Here is a 24,855-nt window from a genome sequence, read left to right as displayed (position 1 = left end):
AGAGGTGATAAGTGAAAAAGTAAAAAATAAGATCTAAAACAAATGCGCTATGAAAGAGAGTGTTTTAAAAACTAAAAGTTATGTTTTTGCTATTCATATAGTAAAGCTTTCTCAATTATTGATTTCTGAAAAAAAAGAATATGTTTTAAGCAAACAACTTTTAAGGAGTGGAACTGCAATTGGAGCTCTTATTCGTGAAGCTGAATTTGCACAGAGTAAAAAAGACTTTGTGAATAAAATGAGCATTTCTTTAAAAGAAGCAAACGAAACTCAATACTGGTTGGATCTTTTAAAAGATACCAATTATATGGAAACTAAAAATCATGAATTTTTAATGAATCAATGTAAAGAATTAACGGCAATGTTGGTAAGTAGTATTAAAACCACAAAATCAAGAATGTAAAATGACAACATCAGAATATAAAAATAAAGGGGGGGATTTAAGAAGTGTGATGATTGTTACTTTTTCACTTCTAATTTTTCACTTCGCGAATGCACAATCACTAGAAAAGTTAATAGCAATAGGTTTAGCAAACAATCCCGAAATTCAAAAGTTTGAATTGCAACATCAAATTGTAGCAGAGCACGCAAATGAGACACAAACACTGCCTAATACAGAATTAAGTGTGGGATATTTTGTGAGTGAACCAGAAACCAAAACAGGTCCTCAACGCTTTAAATTGTCGGCAAAACAAATGTTGCCTTGGTTTGGAACCCTTACAGCTCGTAAAAATTATGCAAATTCTTTGGCAGATGCTAAGTATGAAGATTTGGTGATTGCCAAAAGAAAATTAATCAGCTCAATATCGCAAGCTTATTACAACTTGTGTGCAAATCAGCAAAAACAAGAAATATTTGTAAAGAACATAGCCTTATTAAAGACATATAAAAAGTTAGCATTAACTTCTGTAGAGGTTGGAAAAGCTTCGGTGGTAGATGTATTAAGACTAGAAATGAGAATTAATGATATTGAGCAGTTAAAACAAATTTTAGTACAACAATTTCTAGCGGAACAAACCCTTTTAAATAAGTTGTTAAACAGAGCTAAAGAGCTTGCTGTTGAGTTGGAAACTACCTTGCAAATTCCAAGTAAGGAGTTGGAGTTACATTCAGACAACTTAGGGGTACATCCTGAATTGTTAAAGTACGATAAGTTGTATACCTCTGTAACGCAATCGGAATTGTTAAATCAAAAAGATAGCCAGCCTATGATTGGTTTTGGTTTGGATTATATCAATGTATCAAAAATTCCAAACACAACTTTTAGCGACAATGGAAAAGATGTTGTCATGCCTATGATGTCGCTATCTATTCCTATTTTTAATAAGAAATACCAATCAAGAAGCAAACAGAATGCATTAAAACAACAAGAAATTTATTCGGAAAAACAAGAGCGTTTAAATAAATTAGAAACCTTGTTATACCGTGCTGTAAAAGGAAGAGTAGAAGCCAGAATTAGTTATGAAACACAAACTAAAAATAGACATCAGGCAACTAAGGCAGAAGAGATTTTACTTAAAAATTACGAAACAGGAACCATTGATTTTAAAGATGTTTTAGACATTCAAGAACTGCAATTAAAGTTTGAAGTAAATCAAATAGAAGCTATTAAAAAATACTATGCAATGTCTACAGTCATTAATTATTTAATAAAATAGAGAGTTCAAAGCATGGAAGAAACGTTTTACATAAAAAATATGGTTTGCGATCGGTGTAAGCAAGTACTGCATCAAGAATTATCCAAAGCTGCTATTCCTTTTTCTAAAATTGAATTAGGAGAAATAGTAGCCACTATTTCTTCGGAAACTGATTTTAAAACTTTTAAAAAAATCATCATGGCTAATGGTTTTGAAATGATGAAAAGTGATACCGAATTACTAGTAGAAAAAACAAAAGAGCTTTTACAAGAAAAGATTATTGTACAAGGAGGTTTTGATGTAAAAGTATCTACTTATTTAGCGACTCACTTAAACAAAGATTATTCGGTAATAAGCAAGTTGTTTAGTACGGAAGCGGGAATGACTATTGAAAAATATGTAATTCATTTAAAAATAGAAAAAGCAAAGGAGTTAATACAAATGGGACAATTCACTTTTTCAGAAATAGCCTACACATTAAATTATAAAAGTAGCAGTCATTTAGCCAAGCAGTTTAAACTCCTTACAGGTTTGTCTATGACCGCCTATAAAACGGCAAAAGATTGGAATCGAAAAACATTGGACAAAATTGTATAAACATCTACCTTAATCATACAAAAGAAAACAAAGAGTCTAGTTTAATTTTGAGGGTATAAAAAAGAGAATATCATGAAACATACATATCACATACACGGAATGACATGCAACGGTTGTCGTGGGCATGTAGAAGAGCTTCTTTCTAACCTACAAGGTGTTGCTAAGGCTGATGTAGATTTGCAAAAAGCGGAAGCTACTATAGAAATGGAAAGTCATATTCCGTTGGAAACCTTACAAAAAGCTTTGAAGGCAGCTGGAGGACGTTATAGTATTCACAAGCTTGGAGCACATCCACATACCGTTAAAAAAGAAAGTGTTCCCAAAGGAAAAGGGACAGGAACTTTTTATTGTCCTATGCATTGTGAAGGAGATAAGACTTATGACAAAGCTGGAGATTGCCCCGTGTGTGGAATGGATTTGGTAGAGGAGCAAAATTTAACGGCCGTTCATTCAGAAGCCTATACGTGTCCTATGCATCCTGAAGTGCTAAAAGAAGAGCCTGGAGATTGTCCTATTTGCGGAATGGATTTGGTCCCTAAAGAACCCGATGTCTCAGCAGAAGAAAAAACGTATCAAAAGTTATTGAAGAAGTTTTGGATTGCGCTTGCTTTTACTTTGCCTGTATTTTTGATTGCCATGAGCGAAATGCTTCCAAACAATCCACTGTATAAGGTATTGGATCAAAACTATTGGAATTGGATTCAGTTAGGCTTGTCTATTCCTGTGGTCTTTTATGCTACCTGGATGTTTTTTGAACGTGCATATAGAAGTGTAAAAACATGGAACTTAAATATGTTTACGCTCATTGGTATTGGTGCTGGAGTGGCTTGGTTGTTTAGTGTATTTGGACTTTTGTTTCCGGAGGTGTTTCCTGCTCAGTTTAAAACCGAACATGGAACGGTACATGTGTATTTTGAAGCGGCAACTGTAATTTTAACCTTAGTGTTAATGGGGCAATTGTTAGAAGCCAGAGCACATAGTAAAACCAATTCAGCCGTAAAAGAATTGTTAAAATTAGCTCCTAATAAAGCTATTCAGATAGTTGAGGGTGATGAGGTTGAAGTCTCTATTGATACAATTGAAATTGGAGCTATTTTAAAAGTAAAACCCGGAGATAAAATTCCTGTAGATGGCTCTATTACCAAAGGAGCTACTACGGTAGATGAATCGATGATTTCTGGAGAGCCCATTCCGGTAAACAAATCTGAAGGAGATACGGTAAATAGTGGAACCATTAATGGAAATCAATCCTTTTTAATGAAAGCCGAAAAAGTGGGGAGCGATACCTTGCTTTCTCAAATTATTCACATGGTGAATGATGCCAGTAAGAGTCGTGCACCTATTCAGAAATTAGCCGATAAAGTTTCGGGGTATTTTGTACCTGTAGTTGTATTGGTGTCTGTGGTTACGTTTATTCTTTGGGTTGCTTTTGGACCTGAACCCGTATATGTTTATGCTTTGGTAAATGCCATTGCTGTTTTAATTATTGCATGTCCTTGTGCTTTAGGTTTGGCAACTCCTATGTCTATTATGGTAGGTGTGGGTAAAGGAGCACAAAATGGAGTGCTTATAAAAAATGCAGCAGCTTTGGAAAAAATGGACAAGGTAACTACGCTAATTGTAGACAAAACAGGAACACTAACCGAAGGAAAACCAACGGTAGAAAAAGTAGGGTCTTTTCAGAATGGTTTTAGTGATACTCAAATCTTGCAATACATCGTTTCTTTAAATGCCAATAGCGAACATCCTTTAGCAGCTGCTACTGTTCAATTTGGAAAAGAAAAAAAGGTTGAGCTCTTAGCATCGCAACACTTTAGTGCTGTAACAGGAAAAGGTGTAGAGGCTGAGGTGGATGCCAAAAAAATAGCTTTAGGAAATCCTAAAATGATGGAACATGCTCAAGCTACTATTAGTGATGAGATGGAAAAAGAAGTAACGGCTTATCAAGAACAAGGGAAAACGGTTTCTTATTTGGCTATAGACAAGCAAGTGATAGGGTATGTGGTTATTGCTGATAAAATTAAACAAAGCAGTGCCAAAGCCATTCGAGAGTTGCAAGCTAAAGGTATAGAAGTTATGATGTTTACTGGAGATAATTACAATACCGCTCAAGCCGTAGCTAAAGAATTAAATTTAGCCGATTTTAAAGCAAGTATGTTACCCCAAGATAAATTAAAAGAAGTAGAAAAACTCCAACAAAACGGAAAGGTGGTTGCCATGGCAGGTGATGGAATTAATGATGCTCCTGCTTTAGCAAAAAGCGATGTGGGAGTTGCTATGGGAACAGGAACAGACGTAGCTATAGAAAGTGCTATGATTACTTTGGTAAAAGGAGATTTACAAGGAATTGTAAAAGCTAGAAATTTAAGTGATGCAGTGATGAAAAACATCAAACAAAACTTATTTTTCGCTTTGATATATAATTCCGTTGGAGTTCCTATTGCAGCAGGAGTTTTATACCCTGTTTTTGGAATTTTATTATCTCCAATGATTGCTGCATTGGCTATGAGTTTTAGTTCGGTTTCCGTAATTGCCAATGCTTTAAGATTAAGAAAAGAGAATATTTAAAGAAATGAAAAAATATATAGTTTACATAGGAATACTAGTTGTGGGAATGCTATTAGGTAGTTGGTTCTTTGGATATTCAGGTTCAAAAGAAACAAGTCCTAAGCATTCAGAAGTAACTGTTGAGAAAGAAATGTGGACCTGTTCTATGCATCCACAAATTATGAAATCAGAACCTGGAGATTGTCCTATTTGTGGGATGGATTTAATTCCTGCAGCAAGCAGTGCAGAGGGTTTGTTGGCCAATCAGTTTAAATTGTCTGAAAATGCCATGGCTCTGGCTAACATTCAAACTACTATGGTTGGTACTACAAATACAGAAGAGAAGGCTGTAAACTTATCGGGGAAAATAAGTATCAATGCAGATGAAACCGCTATACAACCTGCACATTTTAACGGAAGAATAGAAAAACTATACATTACTTCTTTGGGAGAACGTGTATATAAAGGTCAGAAAGTGGCCGATATCTATTCTCCTGAATTGGTGGCTGCTCAGCAAGAATTAATTACGGCAAATGAACTAAAAGAATCGCAACCCGAATTGTTTAAAGCCATACATCAAAAGTTTAAAAACTGGATGGTGCATGGACCTCAATTAGAGGAGGTGTTAAGAACGGGAAACGTAAAAACTAGTTTTGCTATTTATGCACATGTAGATGGGGTGGTTTCTGAAATAGCTGTAAGTGATGGAGCTCATATTATGGATGGAAAATCTATTTTTAAGGTGGCTAATTTAAATTCCGTTTGGGCTAATTTTGATGTGTATGAGCATCAAATAGATAGGTTTAAAATAGGACAGCGCATTAAAATTAAAACGAATGCTACTTCTCATAAAGCGTATACAGGAGTGGTTAGTTTTATAGACCCTGTTCTGAATCAGCAAACACGTACGGTAAATTTACGAGTGGTGTTAGAGAATAAAAATGGAGCTTTAAAACCCGGAATGTTTGTAACGGGAACCGTAGCGCTTAAAGAAATGGAGACTGAAGAAACCTTGCGTATTCCAGCATCGGCAATTTTATGGACAGGAAAACGTTCTGTTGTCTATCAAAAAGTACATGCTACGGAACCTGTTTTTGAAATGAGGGAAGTGGTGTTAGGAAATAAAACGAATGATGTCTATGAAATTTTAGAAGGCTTATCTGTAGGAGATGAAATTGTAATGAATGGAACTTTTACAGTAGATGCTGCAGCTCAGTTACAAGGAAAAAAATCGATGATGAATAAAAAGGGAGGCAAAACCCTAACGGGCCATGAAGCTCATGTGGGAATGAACATGCCAACTTCTTCTTCTAGTGATGATGTGCTAAAATCAAACGAGAGAATACAGGTAGCCTCTGCTTTTCAAGAACAGTTACATGTCATCTATGAAGATTATATTGTGATTAAAAATGCATTGACCAAAGATGACTCGGAAACCGTTGTAGTAGCATCCAAAACATTGTTACAAAATTTGACTAAGGTGAATATGAAATTATTGACAGAAAAGAAAGCTCATCAACAATGGATGTCTGCTAAAATAGATCTAGAGGCAATGGCAAAATTATTAGCAGCATCAAAAGAAATAGAAGAGCAACGAACACATTTTAAAAAGTTGTCTATGGCTTTTATTAAGGTGATTCAAGTATTTGGAATTCAAGAAAAAGTATACCAACAACATTGCCCCATGTCCGATAGTAACAAAGGAGCAGATTGGTTAAGTAGCGAAAAAAAGGTAATCAATCCTTATTTTGGAAAAACAATGTTAACCTGTGGAGAAGTCACACAAATTATAGAATAAATAAACCAATAATTAAATAGATAAAAACATGAAAAAAGTATTTTTAAGTATGGCCTTTTTAGCAATAGTAGGCTTGGTAAGTTGTAAAGGTGAAGCAAAGAAAGAAACAGCTAGTACCGAAGTTGCTCAGGCTACAGCTACTACAGAGGTTTCTTTTGGGGTAAGAGGGAATTGTGCTATGTGCAAAATGACTATTGAGAAGGCAGCAAATAGTGTTGCGGGAGTTAGCCATGCAGATTGGGATGTAGAAAAGAAAACCATAGCGGTTTCTTATGATGCTTCTAAAGCCAATGAAATGGATATACACCATGCCATTGCCAATTCAGGTTATGATACCGAGAAAATGGAAAGTAACAAAGGAAATTATAGCAAGTTACCGGGTTGTTGTCAGTACGATCACACCATGGAAATGAATCAATAAAAATTGCTGTTTGTAGCTATAAAAAAAGGTCTCAGTTATTTATTGAGACCTTTTTTGTTTCGTCTTTTAAAGAGTTTGGTAAAGTTTTGATTTGTAGGATAACTTCTGTTTTTAGTCATGTTGTTAAACAACAAAGCCACTATAAAAAGAATTAGCACTCCTGTTAATACAGGTGAGAATACATATAAATATCCTAACGATTTAATTTTTTCGGAACCTATTACAGCTATTAAAGCTGTAGCTCCACCTGGGGGGTGTAGGGTTTTGGTGTATTGCATGGCTACAATAGAAAGAGAAACAGCTAAGGGGGCTGTTAGGTAGATAATATCGGGTAGGAATTTAAATACGGTAACCCCAATAATTGCGGAAACCAAATGTCCGCCAATTAAATTTCTGGGCTGTGCTAATGGGCTTTGGATTGCTCCGTATATTAATACACAAGATGCTCCAAAAGAACCTATTAAAAACACGCTTTCTTGCTTGGGTAAATAAAAAGATTGCAACAAGGCAATAAGAGCAATACCTACAAATCCACCAATAAAAGACCAAAAAGTTTCGGTATAATCTACTAGGGTTTCTTTGTAAATAATGTATTTAGAGACTCTAAACGTTCGTTGAATTTTACGTTTCATGTATGTAAATTGGGAGGAGGAGGTTGAACTTAATTTTATCAGTTGCAATACTAAAAATACTTCTTAAATAATAGCCTACCCACAGTTGAAATAATTTTAAGGAGTATTGAAAATAATTAAAGCCCTCTGTTATTACATTGCTTTATTGTAGTTTTGTCCGCATGGAAATAAAGTATTTTAAATTAATTAAAACCATTGTAGAAGAGGGGAATTTAGCAAACTCTACAGGAAAATTGTTTTTAACACAGTCTGCCTTAAGTCATCAGCTAAAAGAACTAGAATTGCAATTAGGATTTAAAGTTTTTTATAGAAAACGTGCCCAATGGGAACTTACAGAAGAAGGTTCTGAATTGTATAAAATAGGGAATACCATTTTAGAGAATATAGAAGTGGGGTTGCAGAACATTAAAAAAATTCAGGCAGGTTCTACGGGGGTGATTAAAGTCAGTACTGAGTGTTTTTCTTTCTATCATGGTTTGCCTAAGTTTATTCAGAAAATGGGCATGCTTTATCCGGATATTAATGTGGATTTGTCTTTGGAGTCTACCCATCAGCCTATAGATAAATTACTAACAAATGAAATAGATATTTCCATTGTAACCACCAAACCAGCAAACGATACCTTATGGAGTCTTCCGTTTTTTGAAGATGAGGTGTATGCTGTTCTTCATAAAGAACATCCTTTGCATTTAGAAAAAGTAATACTACCCAAACACTTTCTAAATACACATTTAATAATACATTCTTATCCTTTAGAAACGGTTTCGGTATATCAAGATTTTTTAAAACCAGAAAAAGTACATCCTGCAAAAATTTCTGCCATTCCATTAACCCAAGTAGCTTTGGAAATGATTGATGCCAATATAGGTGTGTTGTGCATGCCTAAATGGGCTTTAAAATCGCTTAATGTTCCAGAGAATGTTACCTATAAAAAATTAGGGAAAAATGGGTTAAAAAGAAAGCATTACTTAGTGGTTAGAAAAACGGATAAGGACAAAAAATACATCAATGATTTTATTACAAATTTTGTAGAGGAGTTTTCATAAAAAAAGGTTGAAGACTGTTTTAAGAGTCATCAACCTTTTGTGAAATATAGGAGGGTTTTTATTTTTTAAAATCTACTGGACTTAATTGGTTGTTGAATTGAATATTAGACCAGTTAACGTGTATCCAAGGTCCATCATTAATAGTAGCATCCCAAGTAGATTTTTTATACTGTCTTTGGGTAGGAAGTAACATACCTTCAATTTCTTGATACTGCAATTGCATTAATAAAGGAGTTTCTAACATTCCATAATCGGCTACAGTAAATAAAAACTGATCAACCAATAAAGTATTTTTATTGATATAAAGTTGATAGATATCTGTAGGTTTATCATCATTTGTTTCAAAAGAAATTTTAACAATATGGTACTCTGTATTGTTAATAGTTTGTTCTCCAACAAAAGTGTAGTTCACACCTGGGTCTAATAATTTTTGAAACATGGTAAACCAATAAAAATTAGTAGGTCTGTTAAAGGCTACTTTTTTTAAATAGTTAGGATTGTTTAAAATTTTACCGTTTTGTTTTAACCAAAATTCTTGACCATCAAATCCTTGTTCAATAGGTCCTTCTAAGTCTGCTAAGGTTCTTTGGTGTTGCTTGTACAAACCATAAGACAATTGTCCATCAAACAAATATTTTTCTGTTACAATATCGGTTTTAACATCTGCTGTTTGGTACGTTAAAGTATATACAACATCTTTAAGTGTTAAAAGTTGGTTATAACTTCCTACTTTCTCAACCATTTTAGAAACCAACTCATGTCCTTTGTTTTTGTAGGTAGGGGCTGAGGTTGTTTGTTGTGTGGTTTTGGATGCTGTTTTACCGTTACAAGCTAACAGCGTTACGGTTAAAAGAAGGGATAATAAACGAAATTTCATAAGGTTTGTTTTTAAATATAAGATTAAACTAAAGCACCATTGGCACCAATTACTTGACCCGAGATCCATTTAGAATCATCGCTCGCTAAAAATAAAACCACTTTGGCAATATCTATGGGTTTTGCCAAGCGATTAAAGGCATTCATAGCACTTAATTTATCAATAGTTTCCTGAGATTTTCCTTTTAAAAATAACTCAGTTTCTGTGGCACCAGGAGCTAAGGCATTTACAGAAATACCTCTTCCAATTTCTTTAGAAAACACACGAGTCATTTGTTCTACAGCTGCTTTAGAGGCAGAGTATAAGGCATAGGTTGGAAACATTAATTTTACGGTACTAGAAGATATGTTGATGATGTTTCCGTTATCTGCTAATTTAGAATCAGCTTCTTGCAACGTGTTAAAGATCCCTTTTACATTTACATCAAACTGTTTGTTAAAATCGTCTTGAGTATTGTCTTTTATCTTTTTGGAAATCATTACTCCAGCATTGTTTACCAACACATCTACTTTTCCATAAGTTTCAATGGCTTTGTTAAATAACTGAGTTACTTGTTCTCTTTGGCTTACATCGGCTTTAATAGCTGTGGCTGTTCCTCCGTTCTTTACAATAGAAGCTACCACATCATCAGCTTCAGCTGTACTATTAGCATAGTTTACAATTACTTTGGCTCCATTACTAGCCAACAAGCTTGCAATTTCTTTTCCAATTCCTTTAGATGCACCGGTTACTATAATTACTTTTTCTGCGAGTTTCATAAGTTCTTTTTCTAGAGGTTATTATTAAGCTTTTAATTGTTGTAGATATAGCGATAAACCAGCCATGTATTCGTCTAGAATTGCATCGTCATTGTATAATTTTCTAATGCCTCTAACTCCTTCAAAAGCACTGATTAAGTACATGGCTATTGCTTTGCTATTGCTCTCTTTTTTGATGGAATTTTCTGTTTTTCCTCTCTCTAACAAGGTTACAATGGCTGTTTTCCATTCTTCAATCAACTCTTTTAAAGCCTTCTGATATACGGTTTCAAAATCTCCAATTTCATTGATCAAGTTATTCATAGAACAACCATGTTTTTTGTCATAATCTGGCATAGATTTCATTCTAGTTAAAAAGGTGTTTTCTAGAATTTCTATCACATTTCCATCTTTATACATAGGAGCAATCATTTTTTCGTAAAGTCGCTTCTGTACTTTTTGGTTGATGACTTCCAATCCAATTTCTTGTTTATTTTTATAATGATGGTAAAAGGCACCCTTACTCAATTGAGTAGCTTGCATAATGGTTTTAATACTTGTGGTTTTAAAACCGTTTTCGTAAAACAAGGTAAACGCTTTGCTTATAATGGCTTGTCTTGTGATTTCTGACTTTAATGCTTGTTCCATAGCTCAAATATACTAAAAAAGACCACTAGGAATGTTTTTTATGTAGAGATTGTTTTTGTTGATTTTGTATTGCTTTTTTTAAATCTACATTATAGGTTTTAAAGGACTATCTTTGCGGTAGTATTATTTATCCTTTCGCATTTCTTTTTGCGAATTGCTAAGACTTTTATGTAAAAGTCTTTTTTTTTGATTGATGAAACTCTAGTGGCCAACTTAATGCCTGATTGCTAGGAGCTAACTATTTAATAGTGATTTTAATCTTACGCTTTGCTAATCTCATTAGTCTGCAATCCGTTTCAATTCAAAAAATACATGACTTTTTTAACTATGGGGGTTATTGGTACCTCTAAAAAAGACGATGAAAGACGAGTACCCATTCACCCAGAACATTTAAAAAGACTTCCGGAACATTATAGAAAACAACGTTCTGTAATACTTAGCAACCACATACAATCACAGAAGCATCTAAACATGAAGATGTTTTTCTATACTAATTTTTAAAAATCCATTGATGATAACAGATATTAATATAAACAAGCCAGCACCTATAGTGACTGGACAACAACTAGAATTGTTCCATAGTACTACAGATATAAAACGTACTATAAAAGGTTTAGAGGCTGGTAAACCTGTGTTGATTACTGCTTTTTACAGCAATGGATTGTTGCTTTTAAAAGAGTTGCAAAATTACCTTAAGAAAAAATTACCCAATCAAACCTTTCAGGAACAACGTGTGTTTAGAGCTGCTTATCAAAAGTTGTCTAATTTAATTCTGATAGAAATTGTAGGTCACAAATTAATTGTAAAAAAATCACCTGCTATTGGTTGGTTAGAACAACTATATGCAGAAACTACTGATTTTTTATTACCTTTTCCACAAGTTCAGGGGTTGAATAGTGCTTGGCAATGGTATCAAAACGGAATTTCTATTCCTGTGTTGCGTAACAAATTACATCCTTATTACGGAACTTATTTTCCTACGCGTTTTGATCATTTGGTTCTTTTTGACAATTGGTTACAACGTTACAAAGGCACTAAAAAATCTGCCATTGATGTTGGAGTAGGGAGTGGTGTACTTTCTTTATTGATGATTAAACACGGTTTTCAGAAAGTATTTGCAACCGATACCAATCCAAATGCCATTGTGGGATTAACGGAATTTATGGGAGAAACAAAGTTGTCTAGAAAATTAGAATTGAGTTTTGGGCATTTGTTTGGAGCTTGGGAAAAACCTAGTGAATTGATTGTGTTTAATCCGCCTTGGTTGCCAGAACCTAATAAAATTACAAATTTGGATGAGGCTATTTATTACAACCAAAATTTGTTTCCAGAATTTTTTGCAGCCGCTAAAAAAAGATTGTTACCCAATGGAAAACTAGTGCTTTTGTTTTCTAACCTAGCTCAAATTACAGAGGCTACCCAAGAACATCCTATAGAAAAAGAAATTGCAGAAGGAGGTAGGTTTCAATTGGAAAAATGTTTAAAAAGAAAGGTAAAATCTTCATCAGACAAAACCAAAAGAGATTTAGACAGAAGAGCTGCCGAAGAGGTAGAGCTTTGGGTGTTAACGCATTCTTAAATTTAAAAGAGCTATAAAAAAAACTCCCTTTGTAATTTTTACAAAGGGAGTTTTTTTATGTGGAATACTGAGTTGAATTTATCTATTCAATAATTTTTTAGAAACTTTATAAGTAGCAGCATATGCATATCCTTTTTGATCGTTTTTAAAACTTTTAAAAACTCCTTTGTACCAATTTGGATCTGTAGCTTTTTTCTTAAACTTTTCGTGATGAGCAGATTTACCTGCTTCTCCGTCTAAAGTAGATTTAATTTCATAAATAGCAATTCCATAATGTTCTGCTTTATTTAAAATTTCCGAAAAACCTTCTTCCGAAAAATATAAAGTGTTGGCATCATTGTGAAACGTTTGGCTAGGTTGTGTTCTAAAAACGTTTTCGTCTAAAAATTCTTGTTGTGTCATAGTTGTTTTTTATAGCTGTAGGCTAGTTTAATGTTTCTGTTGGGAAATAGGTTGGAATTAATGTTTTTAATTTATCTAGTGTTTCGGTAACGCTTAAATCACTCATTCCCCCCGATGCATTTGCGTGTCCACCTCCGTTAAAATGTTCCGAAGCCAAAATGTTTACAGGATTGTTGGCTCCTTTAGAACGGAAAGATATTTTCATGATTCCATCTCTTTCGGTAAAAACAATAGCTGCTTTCATTCCTTTAATAGATAACACTAAATTGGCAAGACTGTCTGTATCGCCTTTTTTATAGTTGTATTTGGCTAATTCTTCTTTAGATAAAGAAATAATAGCTACGTTATGATTGTATAAAATCTCTAGTTTTTCACTCATAGCATAGCCTTGCAAGCGCAAACGACTTTCGGTATTGTTATCACTTAATTTTTCGTGAATAAGATGATGTTCTACACCAGCTGCTAATAATTTGGCTAATATTTCGTGCGTTCTGGGTTGTACCGAATTGAATCTAAAACTACCCGTATCTGTTAAAATTCCTAAGTACAAAGGAGTTCCAATTTTTTGGTCTAACAAATCCAAATGACCAGATTGCTCTATCAATTCAACAATTAATTGAGAGGTAGAACAAACAGAAGTTTCTGACACCGTTATCAAAGGAAAATCTTCAGGATTTAAATGGTGGTCTATCATTATTTTTTTAGAAGAAGATGCCTCTAACAAAGCTTGCATTTCGGGTCCCACACGGTTGGTTGCATTGTAATCTAAACAGAAAATTAAATCTGCTTGTTGCAAGGTTTCTGTTACTTGTTCAGGATGTTCTTCCATTACTAAAATAGAAGAAGTATCTAACCAGTATAAAAAATCAGGAGCTTTGTCTGGGTGACAAATTACAGCAGACTTTCCTAGTTTTTCTATAAAGTGTAAGAGTCCTAAAGAAGATCCTATAGAATCTCCATCGGCAGATTTGTGTGCAGTAATAACGATATGTGAAGCTGCTTGAATTTCAGCTTCTATTTGTTGGTAAGGATTCATAAGATTGAGAGTTGAAACTCTTTGTTAAGGTGTGTAAAATTGTGTTTGGTCTTAGGAAGTAGTTATTTTTTAACCGTCCATCTTGTTTTTTTCCAAGCAGTTTGTGCTTCTTTAGATAAAAATGTCCAAGCGATTATTTGGCTAGATTTGTTTCCCATTCCCATAGGAATTACTTTGGTTTGTGTAGCTCCTAATTCTTGTAAAAAATCGACCATTCCTTTTTGGTTGGATTGTTTGCTAACTAAGGCAGAAAACCAAAAACAGTTTTCTGAGAATTTTTTACTTTCTTTTACCAATTTTTGTAAAAAACCAGTTTCTCCACCTTCGTATATAATTTCGCTACCAATTTCGGAAGCGCTATAAGGTGCGTTTTTTTTCTGAACTCCTTTTTGAGCTTCTTCTATAGAATCGTACAAAGGAGGGTGACAAATAGAAAGATCTACTTTTTCTTCTTTATCTATAATTCCGTAATAAAAATCTTTAGGGTTTCCTTGTAATCTACAAGCAACTTTGTTTTTTAAAACTTCGTTTTTACTGGTAATAGCTTGTGCAGAAATAATAGAAGTTTCATCAATATCCGAACCTATAAAATTCCAATCGTATTCTGTAACTCCAATAATTGGATAAATACACGTAGCTCCCATACCAATGTCATAACAGGTAATTTTGTTTCCTATAGGTAAGTTTCCAAAATTACTTTCCATTAACAGATCTGCCATGTGATGAATGTAATCTGCTTTGTTAGGAATTGCAGGACAAATAAATTCATCAGAAAAACTCCAGTCTTGTATACTGTAGTAATACTGTAACAAAGCTTGATTTAAGGTTTTAATGGCAACAGGATTGGTAAAATCAATAGTGTCTTCTCCTTTTATGTTTGGCTTTATATAATCTGATAATGCTGGATTTACAGCTACCAAAGCACTCAAATCATATCGATCTTTGTTTTTGTTACGAGAATGAATTTTATTTCGAATAGGTTTCTTTTTCTCTTTAGACATGAATTTGGTATTTGGAAATTTGTGTTTTATGTAGATTAAGGATCTTAAAAAGATTTAATCGTTTGCAAAGATACACAAACAAAGGGAGTCTATGGATTAGAAATAGAAATGGATTTTTAGAGCAAGCGTGTAGGTGTATAGTTGTTTAGGATATGTTTATTTTGGTTTCCAACAAAAAAACAGCAGGAAAGAGACAAATATTTAAAATTTGTTCTTAACTGCTGTTTTTTAGACAAGTACTTGGGTAAGGGATCCTACCTAATTGTTGCTACTTTTTAGTTGTTAGAACTTACCATTGTTGTTTTTCCATTCGTTTTTTGGAGCAATAGTTTCCATAACATCCCAGTGTTCTGCTATTTTTCCATTTTCAACTCTAAATAAGTCGTAGTATGAGGTATGTTTACCACCAAAAGAACCTTCGCTAATAGTTAATACAAAATTACCTTTTCCTAAAACTCTGTGTACTTTGTCAAATTTCATGGTAATTCCTTGTGAAGCCATATATTTTAATGCGTTTCCTAGTCCAGAAAGTCCATCGGCAATTTGTGGATTGTGTTGTATGTAGTTGTCTCCATCAAAATATCCAGCTAATTTTTCCATGTTACCATTTACTAAAATGTCATTAACAAAGTTGCTTACCAATGTTTTATTTTCTTCCGTTTTGTCAATGTCTGTAACTTCTGTTGTACCGTCAACCATTGTGTGTCCACTAGGGTTTGGATTGGCTGGTTTTTCTTGTAAATTATCCCAATGTTCAACTATTAATCCCTTTTCAAACCTAAAAATATCAAAACCTATTTTGGGTCCAAAAAAGTTATAATCTGTTTGAGTAAAAACAAAATCACCATCTTCAAAAGCTCTAACAGTGTTAACTTTTGCGGAGTTTGGAGGAAGTTGTTGCAACAATGCACCAAATCCTGCAAGTCCGTCTGCAACTCCTAGGTTGTGTTGAATGTATTTGTTTGGGTTGATGTAACTTGCTGGCTCATGAGCCCCAGTTTCAATACTTTTTAAAAGAGCGATTACTTTTTCTTTGTTTGAAATTTCCATTTTTTCTTCTTTTTGAATTGTTGAATGTGTTTTATGGCTTTTACAAGATGTAAGTCCTATTGCCATAATTACGCTTGCACTAAGTAGTATTTTTTTCATGATCTATTGTTTGAAATTGATACTGCAAAGTTGCAATGAAGAAGAAGAAAATAAAGGATAAAAATGATCCTTTGAATGATACTTTTAGGCCAAAGTGAATTTAGATTTAAATTCAACAGGAGTTTTACCTGTGTGTTTTTTAAAGTATTTGATAAAATTGGTAGGTTCCTCAAAACCTAAGGAGAATGCTATTTCTTTAATGCTTTCGTTTGTGTGAGCTAATAACCTTTTAGATTCTAGTAGAACTCTATCGTCAATGATATTTTTAGGAGTTTTACCGAAAATTTTTGAGGTAGCTTGATTGAGTCTTTTAGAGGTTAAATTCATTTTTTGAGCATAAAAACTAACCTTTTTATGATGGATGAAATGGGTGTCTAATAAGGTTTTAAAAAGTAAAGTTTCTTCAAGATAAGCATCTTTTTTGATGGCTATAAAATCTTGTTTACGTCTTTCTCTTTCAGAATGTAGTAAAAAGTTATGCAAGCTATTTCTAAGTATTTCTGATTGATATTCGTCCTTAGAATTCTTTAATTCACTCTCTAAAAACTGAAAAATAGAAGTGATTATAGAGGAGGTGTTTGGAATCTGAATTTGTGATACAGAAAGTAAATCATTAAATAGAATACTACTCCTTAAAAACTGGGTATCAGTTTCTGTTTTACAGAAAAAACTATCGGTAAATAAGATTGCTTTTCCTTGGAATTTTGTTTTATAATCAAAAAGTTGAACACTGTTTTTATTTATAAAAAGCAAAGAATTTGGTTGGATTTTAACAGGGTTAAAATCGACCAAATGTGTTGGTGAGCCCTTTTGAAACCACAAAATTTGATAAAATTCGGCTCTATGTGGTTTTTTTATTTCTTCAGAAAACTCATGAAACAAAAAGTTAAAATCAATAATTTCAAACTCCTGTGGAAGTCCTTCTTTGAAATCGTATTTATGAATTTTTTCTTTCACTTTTAAAATCGTTTTGTTGTTTAAGTCTTGTTTTATAGGTGATTTTAAGCTAAAAAGTTGTTAGCTCTTTTTTAGAGATTGCATAAAATTCATCCCATTGTAATATTTCGTAAGCTTGTCCTTGTACAAAAACATTGTTAGCTATAGCTTGTCCTAGTACCTGAACGGGAATTCCACGGTATTTTTTTAAACTACCCATTAGTAAAGGTTTTAAAAGTGGCCAAACTTTTAAGGTAATGGCCTGAGAAATTCCATATCTATTGGTTGGGGTTAAAATCATAGAGGGTTGAAAAATACTTAAGCGTTCAAAGTTTAAGGCTTTTAATTCTTCTACCAATTCTCCTTTGGTTCTTAGGTAAAAAGAGTTAGAGGTAGGATGAATACCTACAGAAGCTAACAATTCAAAACGTTTAACATTTGCTTTTTTACAGGCTATTGCAAAGTTTAAAACTGCTGTTTTGTCAATTTTTACAAATTCTTCTCTACTTATTTTAGAGGGTTCTCCAACACCTAAAGTACAAATTGCTGTGGTATGGTTTTGTAAATAACTCTGGTAAGAACTAGAGTCAAAGATGTTAATTTTATGCTGTTGTACAAAATCAGCATTTAGATTTGAAATAGGGGTTCTTCCTAGTAATATTATTTGTTGAATGTTCTTGAACTGAAGTAGTGTTTGTAAGGTTTCTGTACCAACAGCACCCGTTGCCCCTAGCATAACTATGGATGTTTGATTGTTTTTTGAGGTCATAGTTTTTATGTAAAGAGAATGGAGGGCTATTAATTTAGTCCGCTAAGTAAATATAGACAAAACAACGTTAGAAATATATGTAGTTATAGCTTTCCTATAGTAGTTCAAATTTTTTAAGGAAATCTTCTTTTTTGTATTTCATCATATGTTTTTACATAATCAGGATTCTCGGTTTTCATAATCCGATCCCAAATTCGGAAATACAACCCATAATTTCCTTTAAACTTTGAATGGTGCATATTATGATGTACAGAAGAATTTAAGATTTCAAAAAGAAAGGAGGTTCTAAACCATTTAGGAGCAATTTCATAGCCTAAATGCCCATATACATTTATAGAAAAAGCACAGAAAGTAAATAAAATTAATGATATTTTACTCATAGGTATCAATACCAAAAGAACAATTACAAATAATGATTCTATAATGGCTTCAAAAACATGAAAAGAATAAGAAGCCCAAGGTGATGGATTGGTGGATTTATGATGAGTTAAATGTATTCTGTGATACAATTTGGGATGATGTAGAGTTCTATGTACCCAATAAAAATAAGTGTCTTGCAATAGCAATGAGATAATTATACCCAAAGGAATCCACCACAAGCTATAATCTGATATAGTATTGTGGAATTGAGTGTAGGTTTTAAGAGGTGATTTTATGATTAACAACGCTACGGTTACTAGAATTAAGGTTGTTTGTACAGAATGTAAAATTTCTCTGACAAAATCATTTTTCTTTGCAGAATACAGTTGTATTTTACTTTTAGCGTATGTATTTGGAAAAAAAACATAAAAAATTAAGAATGGAAGCCCCGCAAAAATAAAATACCTTAAAAGGTTTGTGATAAAAGGTAATATGTATTCAATAACGCTCATAAACTATTTTTGATTTCTTTCTGTACATGTAAAATTACTCATCATTCTTAAAAATAGTAAATTTATGATGATGTTGTTTATAGCTGTTATTTTAACGATTTTATATATAAATGGAAGTAACAGTACCGTTAAAATACTAAAACACGTTTAGCATAACGAATTGTTTTTAAGAATTTTGTGAAATCGGACTTTGTTTTGGGTTATAAGATGAATAGAGTCTGTTATGAGGATGTTTAGCCTCTCTTAGGCATCATATAAGAGACTTATTCTTCTTTACTATAAAGATATCCATTACCATCACAAGCAAGAGCAGAATTGTTTTCCAAAGAATGATCAGCCTTTAGCAAGATTAGTTGTTTATTCGTTTCTGTTGATCCACAGTTAAAAAAAACAAGTTCTGGATTGTCGTATGTTAGTTTAATTAATTTAGAGATTTTAGCATTTTTATTCTCGTAAAATGAATGGGTATCTGTTATTGTATAGGTTCCTTCTTCTTTAATGATATTTCCTTTTTTTATTTCAGTTCGTTCAAATCTACTGTTTGTATTAAAACGATAAGAATGAGTATTATTTTCATCAGGAATAAAAGATCCAGGTACTTGCCCGTAGACTATTTTAGACAGTTTCCAAACTCCTGATATAGTTATAGTTTCTTTGTCTTTGTTACAGCTGATTGTTATCAATAAGAGGCTTAGAATCCAGTTTTTTAGTTTCATGGTATTTTAAATAATGTGATTAAAACATAGATGCAATTGTGTAAAAAAGGTTGCGTAACGTTATTGAATAGCGCTTTTGTGGTTATAGAGTGTGGAATAAGGGGTGTATATAAATAGTCCTTGCCATAAATCGATGATTTTTTTTTGACAAGGACTAAAACTAAGCTTTTTATTTGGATTTGTTACTGTATAAAGTTTAGCTGTTTTTGGACTCTGTAATGTTATGTATGCTTTTATTAAATACCCATTCTAAAATCAGTAATACTACTTTGTAACAAGGAAGATTCTTCAAATCTCACATTGGTTCCGTTACCAATAGGAGATTGTGCACCGAATCCTACCCACAATTCAGCTGGATAATCGTTTTTAAATAGTCTAACAAGCTGCCATTTGTTGTTGTCTAAAGAGTAATAAAAACCTATTGTCTTTGCATCCGAAGAAATTTTCATATATGCGCTTGTAGAATCAATCATATCGTGATTATTATCATCCGATGTTTCGATGGTTCTAACACTTACAATACGAGTTTTATTTCGTTCATCTAACTCAAAAGCAAATTTAAACCACAGTTTGGAATTCAAATAAATATACATAACACCTGCATCATAAGTATCTATAAATGTTGGAGTAACTTTAGAGGTAAATGTAAAGGGTTTTGTATTGTCTATTTTTGTTAGCAAAACAGGAGCTGTATTATTAGACAGTTTTCCATCTGGATCGTTAAAATTATCACACTTAGCATTACTTTTAAGTGTTAATGTATTTCCTCTAATAGACGTTGTTGATTTTGCATTGTTAAGTGATTTGGTAAACTCAATACCCGATACTTTTACAGAGCATTCTTCTCCTTTAGAAACTTTAGGGTTGTTTTTATTACTTGTTGTTGATTTGTGATTGCAACTGCTTATTACAGATACAATTAATAACTTAATCCATATTCTTTTCATACTCTAAAATTTAATTGGTGGTTTCTAGTATTGATTGGAGATTTTAGTAAGCATCTACGTAAAGTACTTTACCCGTTATAAATCCATCTACCGAGCGTTCAAAAGCTTTTCCGACCAAACTTCCTGGTACAGGCTGAAAACCAGGCATCATATCTCCATAGACATCCCAAGCTTCTTCTAATACAGTTGGGTTTATTGAGTTTACACGAATTCCTCTAGGCATTTCGTGAGCAACGCATTGTACAAAAGTATCTATTGCTCCGCTAGTAGTAGCATCGGCTATAGCAAAAGGAATGGGTTTGATATTTAAAATCCCTGTAATTAGTGTAAAAGAACCTTTATCTGCAATATATTCTTGACCAATACGTACAATGTTAATTTGTCCTAACATTTTACTTAAAATAGTACTCATCCATTGATCTTCGGTCATTTCAGTAAAATTGGCATATTCACAAACACCAACAGTATTAACAACAGCATCAAAATGGCCTACATCTTTAAATAATTTTCTTAAAGATACTTCGTTAGTAATATCTACTTGAAAGTCATAATTGTCAGTAGATCGTCCAGCAGTTATAACTTTGTGCTTTCCAAGACCCGTTAAGGCAGCTTGTCCCATTTTTCCGTTTGCTCCAATTAAAATTATTGTTTTCATATAATATTTATTTTTAAATTATATGCAAATTTATGAAGCACTAAAGGTTTAGGAACAGGACATTTGTCTAATACGTAATATTAGCTCTTATTCGACTAAGGTGACGTTGCGTAACTCCTAGGTACGAAGCTATATAATGTAGAGGAATTTCTTTGATATATTCAGGTTGCGTTGTAATTAAATCTAAATAGCGTTGCTGCGCTTTATCTTTTTGATGATTAAATATCCATTTTTCTAATTCAACATATTCTTTTTCGGCAATAATTTTCAAAAATTGCAACCAATTACTATTCGATTTGGCTAAATTTTCTAACGTAGCTTTTGGTATTGAAATTATTTCAGCATCTGTTAAAGCTTGAATATTTTCTTCAGATTGTTTTTGTGAAATAAACGAAGAATAAGCCATTAATAGTTTGTTTGGAAAAGTGAAACAATAAGTAATTTCATCGTCATTGTTTGAAAAATAATAGGAACGAAAAATTCCACTTTTAACAAAAGCTATAGTGTCGCAAATTTCATTATTGTCAATATATAAATCACCTTTTTTTAATAAGATGGTTTGAGATAATTTTAAGAAATCATTAATTTCTATGTCTGTAAATAAATTAAATGATTTTAAATATTCAGTCATTAATTTTCTATTGTGTTAGCGTTTGCGAAATCAGAGCACTATGGATTTATATAGATTGTTGTGACCAGCTATTTTAATGGATGCCTTATTTTTTTCTATTTAACAATTGTACTTTGGTAAAGAAAAATAGAATTTACTACCTACGTTAAATTCACTTTCTACCCATATTTTTCCTTTGTGATAATTGATGAAATCTTTACAAAGTATAAGTCCCAAACCAGTTCCTCTTTCGTTATTTGTACCTGGGGTTGAGTAGCTGCTATCAATTCTAAACAATTGATTCAGATTGTTTTTTTGAATACCAATACCTGTATCTATAATAGAGAATAGAAACTCCTTCTCTTTTTCTTGAACATTAATAGAAATACTTCCTCTTTGGTGTGTAAACTTAATCGCATTGGAAATAAGGTTTCTTAAAACAACCTCAATCATTATTTTATCTACATACAAAATAAGATTTGAAGGTAAATTTAGGTGGGTATGAATTTCTTTTTGATCCGAAGCTATTTTTAGCAAATCTAAGGTAGATTTTATCATCAGAACCATATCAACATACTCAGGATGAAACTGCATTTTACCTGTTTGAGCCATAGACCATTCTGTTAAGTTAGAGAGTAAATTTACAGCGTGTTTAGATGAGTCATGTATGATTTCTGCGTATTCAACAATACTTTCGTAATCGTTGTTTTTTACTTGTTCACTTAATAGTTCACTAAAGCCTAAAATCCCATTAAAAGGACTTTTTAAGTCGTGAGCAATAATGGAAAAAAACTTGTCTTTTGTAGAGTTAGATTGTCTTAAAGAAGCTTCACTTTTTTTAAGATTAAGTTCGGCAGTTTTTCTAATTGTAATATCATTTATAATAGATACAATGCATTGTTCCCCGTTAATTTTAATGGTTTTTGCTGAAATTAATCCATAAAATAATTCTCCCGATTTTTTACGAAATTGATATTCCTGTTCCACTACTTTGTTTTCGGATTTTAATAGCGTTATAAATTTTAAACGGTCTTTAGGATATGCCCAAAGTTTTAAATCTATGGTGTTATAACCTATTAATTCACTGGGTGCATAGCCACAAATAGATTGAATTTTATTGTTGACTTCAAAAATTTCTCCCGTACTAAATTTTGACAATAGTATTACAAAAGGAGCCGCATAAAAGGCTTTAGAAAACTTTTCTTCTTGATTGTTAACATCAACAATTAAACGTTTGTTATACATTAAAGAAAGGCTATAGGCAAGTATTATTACAATAAGTTCCCAATTTAAAACAAACAAAGACTCTATAGATTCTGACCGATGATTATAGGTTAAAGCTTCTGGATTTTGAATAAGATAGATGAGTCGTATAATTTGTGTAATAAAAACAATTGTAAATACATACCCCATAGGACGGGTTATATTACGCATGTTTACAGGAGTTCTAATAAACATTAAATACATTATTTGCATACTAAGAAGCATAAATGCAATGGTAATGTTAATGTGCCTAGTTTTTAAATCAGGAACTATATAAGTAAAGTAAGTGTGTACCAATAGAAAGATAAAAATTAAAAGATAGTTTTGAATATGGGGTCCTTTCTTTTTAACAAAATGCTCTAATCCTATAAGTAATGTAAGTATAGAGGCTACAATTAATACGTTGGCTACAGGAATAGATAACCAGTCAGGAATAGTGTTTCTAAAAAAGACCAATACATTTCCTGTAGTAGTCATAAGCATACTAAGGACTATTAAAAGTGTCCCCGGAAACCTGGTTTTAATTTGAAAATATAGGTATCCGCTTAAAATTAAATTAATAATATTAATTAAAATATAACTAAAGTAAATTGTTTTAAGATCAATGTAAGGCATCTGTTTGTTTTTACAAATTGATCTATTTACTCAAAATAGAAACAAATGTTGGTTAAGGTATATAAGATCTTTCTTTAGAATAATTAGAGCTATTTTTTTTAGTGTACTTAAAATTCTCTTTTTATCTAATATATTGATTAACAAATATAAAATAATTATTATTTACTGAGCTTTTGATTTAGCAGAAACGACATTTATTTTTTATACAAAAGATGCATCATTACAATTGTAACAAAAAGTTGTTATAAATTGAATGAAGTAAATTAGAAATATGGTGATTAATTTCTTGGACTATATTTTGGTGAATTTTGTAAAACGGTTGGTGTATCAAAAATAGGGAAGGCTATAAGTACTAACTATCGGCTTTTACATTTTGTTTAATTTATGAATCATTTTCAAAGTCCATTCTTTTTCATTAAATATAAAGTTATTTGAATGAGATACTATTTAAGTTACTCATACTAGTGGAGAGTAATATCTTTTTATCATTATCAAAAATTTGAACATCACTAACTCCTTCCATCTTATAAATGGACTTAAGAGTCACAGATGTTCCTTCAGTAATTGTTGATGATATATCTCCTATTTGATATGGGATTGTTTTATTTATACTACCATTTAACTCCAATCTTATCTGTACTTTTGTCAGAAAAGGAATTAAAATGGCAATAAATATAAAAGCTATCTTTTTCACGTTTTATGGATTTTTATGTATCGTCCTGAAATAGGTTGACCTTTTTTTTGATATTTAAAGGGTTAACAGTTCCAGTTTGTTTTTATTTCTTCGGTACGATTTGTAGTTTTTCTGTATCGTCCTGAAATAGGTTGACCTTTTTTGTGTTTTTTAAAAGGTTAATAATTCCAGTTTGTTTTTATTTCTTCGGTACGATTTGTAATTTATATTTTGATTTAGGTGGACTTGTTTTGGCGTGTATAAATCAAGACTACAATGTGGACGAAGATTGTTATAAATATCGACCGCCTTTTTAGTGATCGTTTTTGCTAATTTAAGATTTTTTATGACATGTTTTAGACCATATTCATATTTTAAAGTTCTGTTAATTCTTTCTGCAATTGCATTTTCGTAAGGATCATACTGTTTTGTCATACTCATGATGATTCCATTCTCTTCTGCAAACTTAGTGTAGGTAGGATTTGATTTTTTAGAAGTGTGAAAAACTTATCTCTTCCAATTTTAATCCCAAGGTTTTTAAACTCATATTTCAGTTCATGATACAGCTTTTTAGCTCCTAAAAACTGTCCAATTCTTTTACGACACTCCTTTACAAGTTTGATGATAATCTGTTCGTTATGTAGTTGCTTTTGATGAATTTTCAAGCGTTTATAGAAAGCTTGTTTACTAAT

The 24,855-nt window shown here is 32.3% G+C and carries 27 protein-coding genes and 1 pseudogene; 9 read left to right on the top strand and 19 right to left on the bottom strand.

From position 1 onward, the window contains the following. Window positions 1–49 precede the first annotated feature (49 nt). From GGR97_RS14450 to GGR97_RS14425, 6 genes are all read left to right on the top strand, one after another. The gene (locus GGR97_RS14450; RefSeq protein ID WP_167899246.1) at window positions 50–403 is read left to right on the top strand and encodes a four helix bundle protein; all 354 of its coding nucleotides are present in this window, start codon (window positions 50–52) and stop codon (window positions 401–403) included. A gap of 49 nt (window positions 404–452) precedes the next feature. Beyond that, window positions 453–1,658 carry a TolC family protein gene (locus GGR97_RS14445; RefSeq protein WP_209272395.1) on the top strand — a complete coding sequence of 402 codons (1,206 nt, stop codon included), beginning with the start codon at window positions 453–455 and terminating at the stop codon, window positions 1,656–1,658. Between the two features lie 12 nt (window positions 1,659–1,670). Further along, window positions 1,671–2,234: a helix-turn-helix domain-containing protein gene (locus GGR97_RS14440; RefSeq protein WP_245229519.1), complete on the top strand. Its 564-nt coding sequence runs from the start codon at window positions 1,671–1,673 to the stop codon at window positions 2,232–2,234. A gap of 72 nt (window positions 2,235–2,306) precedes the next feature. Further along, window positions 2,307–4,802: a heavy metal translocating P-type ATPase gene (locus GGR97_RS14435; RefSeq protein WP_167899244.1), complete on the top strand. Its 2,496-nt coding sequence runs from the start codon at window positions 2,307–2,309 to the stop codon at window positions 4,800–4,802. Between the two features lie 4 nt (window positions 4,803–4,806). Further along, the gene (locus GGR97_RS14430) at window positions 4,807–6,579 is read left to right on the top strand and encodes an efflux RND transporter periplasmic adaptor subunit (RefSeq protein WP_167899243.1); all 1,773 of its coding nucleotides are present in this window, start codon (window positions 4,807–4,809) and stop codon (window positions 6,577–6,579) included. A gap of 28 nt (window positions 6,580–6,607) precedes the next feature. Then, window positions 6,608–7,000 (top strand): heavy-metal-associated domain-containing protein, encoded by a 393-nt coding sequence (locus tag GGR97_RS14425; RefSeq protein ID WP_167899242.1) that lies wholly within the window; start codon window positions 6,608–6,610, stop codon window positions 6,998–7,000. A gap of 35 nt (window positions 7,001–7,035) precedes the next feature. On the opposite strand, the gene GGR97_RS14420 is transcribed toward GGR97_RS14425, so the two are convergent. Further along, window positions 7,036–7,632, bottom strand: a complete 597-nt coding sequence (locus tag GGR97_RS14420; RefSeq protein WP_167899241.1) for an HPP family protein — start codon at window positions 7,630–7,632, stop codon at window positions 7,036–7,038. 161 nt (window positions 7,633–7,793) lie between these two features. Here GGR97_RS14420 and GGR97_RS14415 point away from each other — a divergent pair, with 161 nt between their 5' ends. Next, complete coding sequence (locus tag GGR97_RS14415; protein WP_167899240.1) at window positions 7,794–8,678, top strand: LysR family transcriptional regulator; 885 nt, start codon at window positions 7,794–7,796, stop codon at window positions 8,676–8,678. Window positions 8,679–8,736: 58 nt separating this feature from the next. Here GGR97_RS14415 and GGR97_RS14410 read toward each other — a convergent pair whose 3' ends face one another. From GGR97_RS14410 to GGR97_RS14400, 3 genes are read right to left on the bottom strand one after another with little or no spacing between them, the layout of a single operon-like run. Beyond that, window positions 8,737–9,555, bottom strand: a complete 819-nt coding sequence (locus GGR97_RS14410) for a DUF6503 family protein (RefSeq protein ID WP_167899239.1) — start codon at window positions 9,553–9,555, stop codon at window positions 8,737–8,739. 23 nt (window positions 9,556–9,578) lie between these two features. After that, window positions 9,579–10,313, bottom strand: a complete 735-nt coding sequence (locus GGR97_RS14405; RefSeq protein ID WP_167899238.1) for an SDR family oxidoreductase — start codon at window positions 10,311–10,313, stop codon at window positions 9,579–9,581. Between the two features lie 24 nt (window positions 10,314–10,337). Then, the gene (locus GGR97_RS14400; RefSeq protein ID WP_167899237.1) at window positions 10,338–10,940 is read right to left on the bottom strand and encodes a TetR/AcrR family transcriptional regulator; all 603 of its coding nucleotides are present in this window, start codon (window positions 10,938–10,940) and stop codon (window positions 10,338–10,340) included. 312 nt (window positions 10,941–11,252) lie between these two features. On the opposite strand from GGR97_RS14400, the gene GGR97_RS14395 reads away from it, so the two are divergent. Together GGR97_RS14395 and GGR97_RS14390 are read left to right on the top strand one after the other, a co-directional pair. Further along, window positions 11,253–11,441, top strand: a complete 189-nt coding sequence (locus GGR97_RS14395) for a hypothetical protein (RefSeq protein WP_167899223.1) — start codon at window positions 11,253–11,255, stop codon at window positions 11,439–11,441. Between the two features lie 10 nt (window positions 11,442–11,451). Continuing rightward, a complete protein-coding gene (locus tag GGR97_RS14390) occupies window positions 11,452–12,519 on the top strand; it encodes a methyltransferase (protein ID WP_167899236.1) in 1,068 nt (355 codons plus the stop codon). Between the two features lie 78 nt (window positions 12,520–12,597). Here GGR97_RS14390 and GGR97_RS14385 read toward each other — a convergent pair whose 3' ends face one another. The 15 genes and pseudogenes from GGR97_RS14385 to GGR97_RS15270 form a co-directional block, all read right to left on the bottom strand. Further along, on the bottom strand, window positions 12,598–12,921 hold the full coding sequence (locus tag GGR97_RS14385) for a hypothetical protein (RefSeq protein WP_167899235.1): 324 nt from the start codon (window positions 12,919–12,921) through the stop codon (window positions 12,598–12,600). Between the two features lie 22 nt (window positions 12,922–12,943). Then, a complete protein-coding gene (locus tag GGR97_RS14380; protein ID WP_167899234.1) occupies window positions 12,944–13,957 on the bottom strand; it encodes a DHH family phosphoesterase in 1,014 nt (337 codons plus the stop codon). Window positions 13,958–14,019: 62 nt separating this feature from the next. Next, a complete protein-coding gene (gene rlmF, locus GGR97_RS14375) occupies window positions 14,020–14,958 on the bottom strand; it encodes a 23S rRNA (adenine(1618)-N(6))-methyltransferase RlmF (RefSeq protein WP_167899233.1) in 939 nt (312 codons plus the stop codon). Between the two features lie 282 nt (window positions 14,959–15,240). Next, window positions 15,241–16,107, bottom strand: coding sequence for a nuclear transport factor 2 family protein (locus GGR97_RS14370; RefSeq protein ID WP_167899232.1), 867 nt, complete (start codon window positions 16,105–16,107; stop codon window positions 15,241–15,243). 84 nt (window positions 16,108–16,191) lie between these two features. Continuing rightward, window positions 16,192–17,064: a helix-turn-helix domain-containing protein gene (locus GGR97_RS15400; protein WP_317165757.1), complete on the bottom strand. Its 873-nt coding sequence runs from the start codon at window positions 17,062–17,064 to the stop codon at window positions 16,192–16,194. A 49-nt stretch (window positions 17,065–17,113) separates the two neighbouring features. Continuing rightward, window positions 17,114–17,812: an NAD(P)H-binding protein gene (locus GGR97_RS14360; protein WP_167899231.1), complete on the bottom strand. Its 699-nt coding sequence runs from the start codon at window positions 17,810–17,812 to the stop codon at window positions 17,114–17,116. Between the two features lie 113 nt (window positions 17,813–17,925). Continuing rightward, window positions 17,926–18,684, bottom strand: coding sequence for a sterol desaturase family protein (locus tag GGR97_RS14355; RefSeq protein ID WP_167899230.1), 759 nt, complete (start codon window positions 18,682–18,684; stop codon window positions 17,926–17,928). Between the two features lie 263 nt (window positions 18,685–18,947). Then, entirely contained in the window at window positions 18,948–19,400 is a 453-nt protein-coding gene (locus GGR97_RS14350) for a lipocalin family protein (RefSeq protein WP_167899229.1), read from the bottom strand. Between the two features lie 236 nt (window positions 19,401–19,636). Further along, entirely contained in the window at window positions 19,637–20,347 is a 711-nt protein-coding gene (locus GGR97_RS14345) for a DUF1349 domain-containing protein (RefSeq protein WP_167899228.1), read from the bottom strand. Window positions 20,348–20,390: 43 nt separating this feature from the next. Next, on the bottom strand, window positions 20,391–21,002 hold the full coding sequence (locus tag GGR97_RS14340; protein ID WP_167899227.1) for a short chain dehydrogenase: 612 nt from the start codon (window positions 21,000–21,002) through the stop codon (window positions 20,391–20,393). Window positions 21,003–21,069: 67 nt separating this feature from the next. Then, window positions 21,070–21,633 carry a Crp/Fnr family transcriptional regulator gene (locus tag GGR97_RS14335; protein WP_167899226.1) on the bottom strand — a complete coding sequence of 188 codons (564 nt, stop codon included), beginning with the start codon at window positions 21,631–21,633 and terminating at the stop codon, window positions 21,070–21,072. A 99-nt stretch (window positions 21,634–21,732) separates the two neighbouring features. Beyond that, window positions 21,733–23,358, bottom strand: a complete 1,626-nt coding sequence (locus GGR97_RS14330) for a sensor histidine kinase (RefSeq protein ID WP_167899225.1) — start codon at window positions 23,356–23,358, stop codon at window positions 21,733–21,735. Window positions 23,359–23,917: 559 nt separating this feature from the next. Beyond that, window positions 23,918–24,184 (bottom strand): hypothetical protein, encoded by a 267-nt coding sequence (locus tag GGR97_RS14325; protein WP_167899224.1) that lies wholly within the window; start codon window positions 24,182–24,184, stop codon window positions 23,918–23,920. A 150-nt stretch (window positions 24,185–24,334) separates the two neighbouring features. Continuing rightward, on the bottom strand, window positions 24,335–24,598 hold the full coding sequence (locus GGR97_RS15460; RefSeq protein WP_394352691.1) for an integrase core domain-containing protein: 264 nt from the start codon (window positions 24,596–24,598) through the stop codon (window positions 24,335–24,337). Between the two features lie 2 nt (window positions 24,599–24,600). After that, a pseudogene (locus GGR97_RS15270) lies at window positions 24,601–24,855 on the bottom strand (hypothetical protein); the annotation flags it as partial.

Source organism: Wenyingzhuangia aestuarii (genome assembly GCF_011927765.1).
Lineage (GTDB): Bacteria > Bacteroidota > Bacteroidia > Flavobacteriales > Flavobacteriaceae > Wenyingzhuangia > Wenyingzhuangia aestuarii.
This window is presented reverse-complemented; position numbering and strand designations above follow the sequence as displayed.

Coding starts and splice junctions, on each gene's coding strand:
- GGR97_RS14450 (WP_167899246.1), top strand. CDS start 50: ATGAAAGAGAGTGTTTTAAAAACTAAAAGTTATGTTTTTGCTATTCAT.
- GGR97_RS14445 (WP_209272395.1), top strand. CDS start 453: ATGATTGTTACTTTTTCACTTCTAATTTTTCACTTCGCGAATGCACAA.
- GGR97_RS14440 (WP_245229519.1), top strand. CDS start 1,671: ATGGAAGAAACGTTTTACATAAAAAATATGGTTTGCGATCGGTGTAAG.
- GGR97_RS14435 (WP_167899244.1), top strand. CDS start 2,307: ATGAAACATACATATCACATACACGGAATGACATGCAACGGTTGTCGT.
- GGR97_RS14430 (WP_167899243.1), top strand. CDS start 4,807: ATGAAAAAATATATAGTTTACATAGGAATACTAGTTGTGGGAATGCTA.
- GGR97_RS14425 (WP_167899242.1), top strand. CDS start 6,608: ATGAAAAAAGTATTTTTAAGTATGGCCTTTTTAGCAATAGTAGGCTTG.
- GGR97_RS14420 (WP_167899241.1), bottom strand. CDS start 7,632: ATGAAACGTAAAATTCAACGAACGTTTAGAGTCTCTAAATACATTATT.
- GGR97_RS14415 (WP_167899240.1), top strand. CDS start 7,794: ATGGAAATAAAGTATTTTAAATTAATTAAAACCATTGTAGAAGAGGGG.
- GGR97_RS14410 (WP_167899239.1), bottom strand. CDS start 9,555: ATGAAATTTCGTTTATTATCCCTTCTTTTAACCGTAACGCTGTTAGCT.
- GGR97_RS14405 (WP_167899238.1), bottom strand. CDS start 10,313: ATGAAACTCGCAGAAAAAGTAATTATAGTAACCGGTGCATCTAAAGGA.
- GGR97_RS14400 (WP_167899237.1), bottom strand. CDS start 10,940: ATGGAACAAGCATTAAAGTCAGAAATCACAAGACAAGCCATTATAAGC.
- GGR97_RS14395 (WP_167899223.1), top strand. CDS start 11,253: ATGACTTTTTTAACTATGGGGGTTATTGGTACCTCTAAAAAAGACGAT.
- GGR97_RS14390 (WP_167899236.1), top strand. CDS start 11,452: ATGATAACAGATATTAATATAAACAAGCCAGCACCTATAGTGACTGGA.
- GGR97_RS14385 (WP_167899235.1), bottom strand. CDS start 12,921: ATGACACAACAAGAATTTTTAGACGAAAACGTTTTTAGAACACAACCT.
- GGR97_RS14380 (WP_167899234.1), bottom strand. CDS start 13,957: ATGAATCCTTACCAACAAATAGAAGCTGAAATTCAAGCAGCTTCACAT.
- rlmF (WP_167899233.1), bottom strand. CDS start 14,958: ATGTCTAAAGAGAAAAAGAAACCTATTCGAAATAAAATTCATTCTCGT.
- GGR97_RS14370 (WP_167899232.1), bottom strand. CDS start 16,107: ATGAAAAAAATACTACTTAGTGCAAGCGTAATTATGGCAATAGGACTT.
- GGR97_RS14360 (WP_167899231.1), bottom strand. CDS start 17,812: ATGACCTCAAAAAACAATCAAACATCCATAGTTATGCTAGGGGCAACG.
- GGR97_RS14355 (WP_167899230.1), bottom strand. CDS start 18,684: ATGAGCGTTATTGAATACATATTACCTTTTATCACAAACCTTTTAAGG.
- GGR97_RS14350 (WP_167899229.1), bottom strand. CDS start 19,400: ATGAAACTAAAAAACTGGATTCTAAGCCTCTTATTGATAACAATCAGC.
- GGR97_RS14345 (WP_167899228.1), bottom strand. CDS start 20,347: ATGAAAAGAATATGGATTAAGTTATTAATTGTATCTGTAATAAGCAGT.
- GGR97_RS14340 (WP_167899227.1), bottom strand. CDS start 21,002: ATGAAAACAATAATTTTAATTGGAGCAAACGGAAAAATGGGACAAGCT.
- GGR97_RS14335 (WP_167899226.1), bottom strand. CDS start 21,633: ATGACTGAATATTTAAAATCATTTAATTTATTTACAGACATAGAAATT.
- GGR97_RS14330 (WP_167899225.1), bottom strand. CDS start 23,358: ATGCTTATGACTACTACAGGAAATGTATTGGTCTTTTTTAGAAACACT.
- GGR97_RS15460 (WP_394352691.1), bottom strand. CDS start 24,598: ATGACAAAACAGTATGATCCTTACGAAAATGCAATTGCAGAAAGAATT.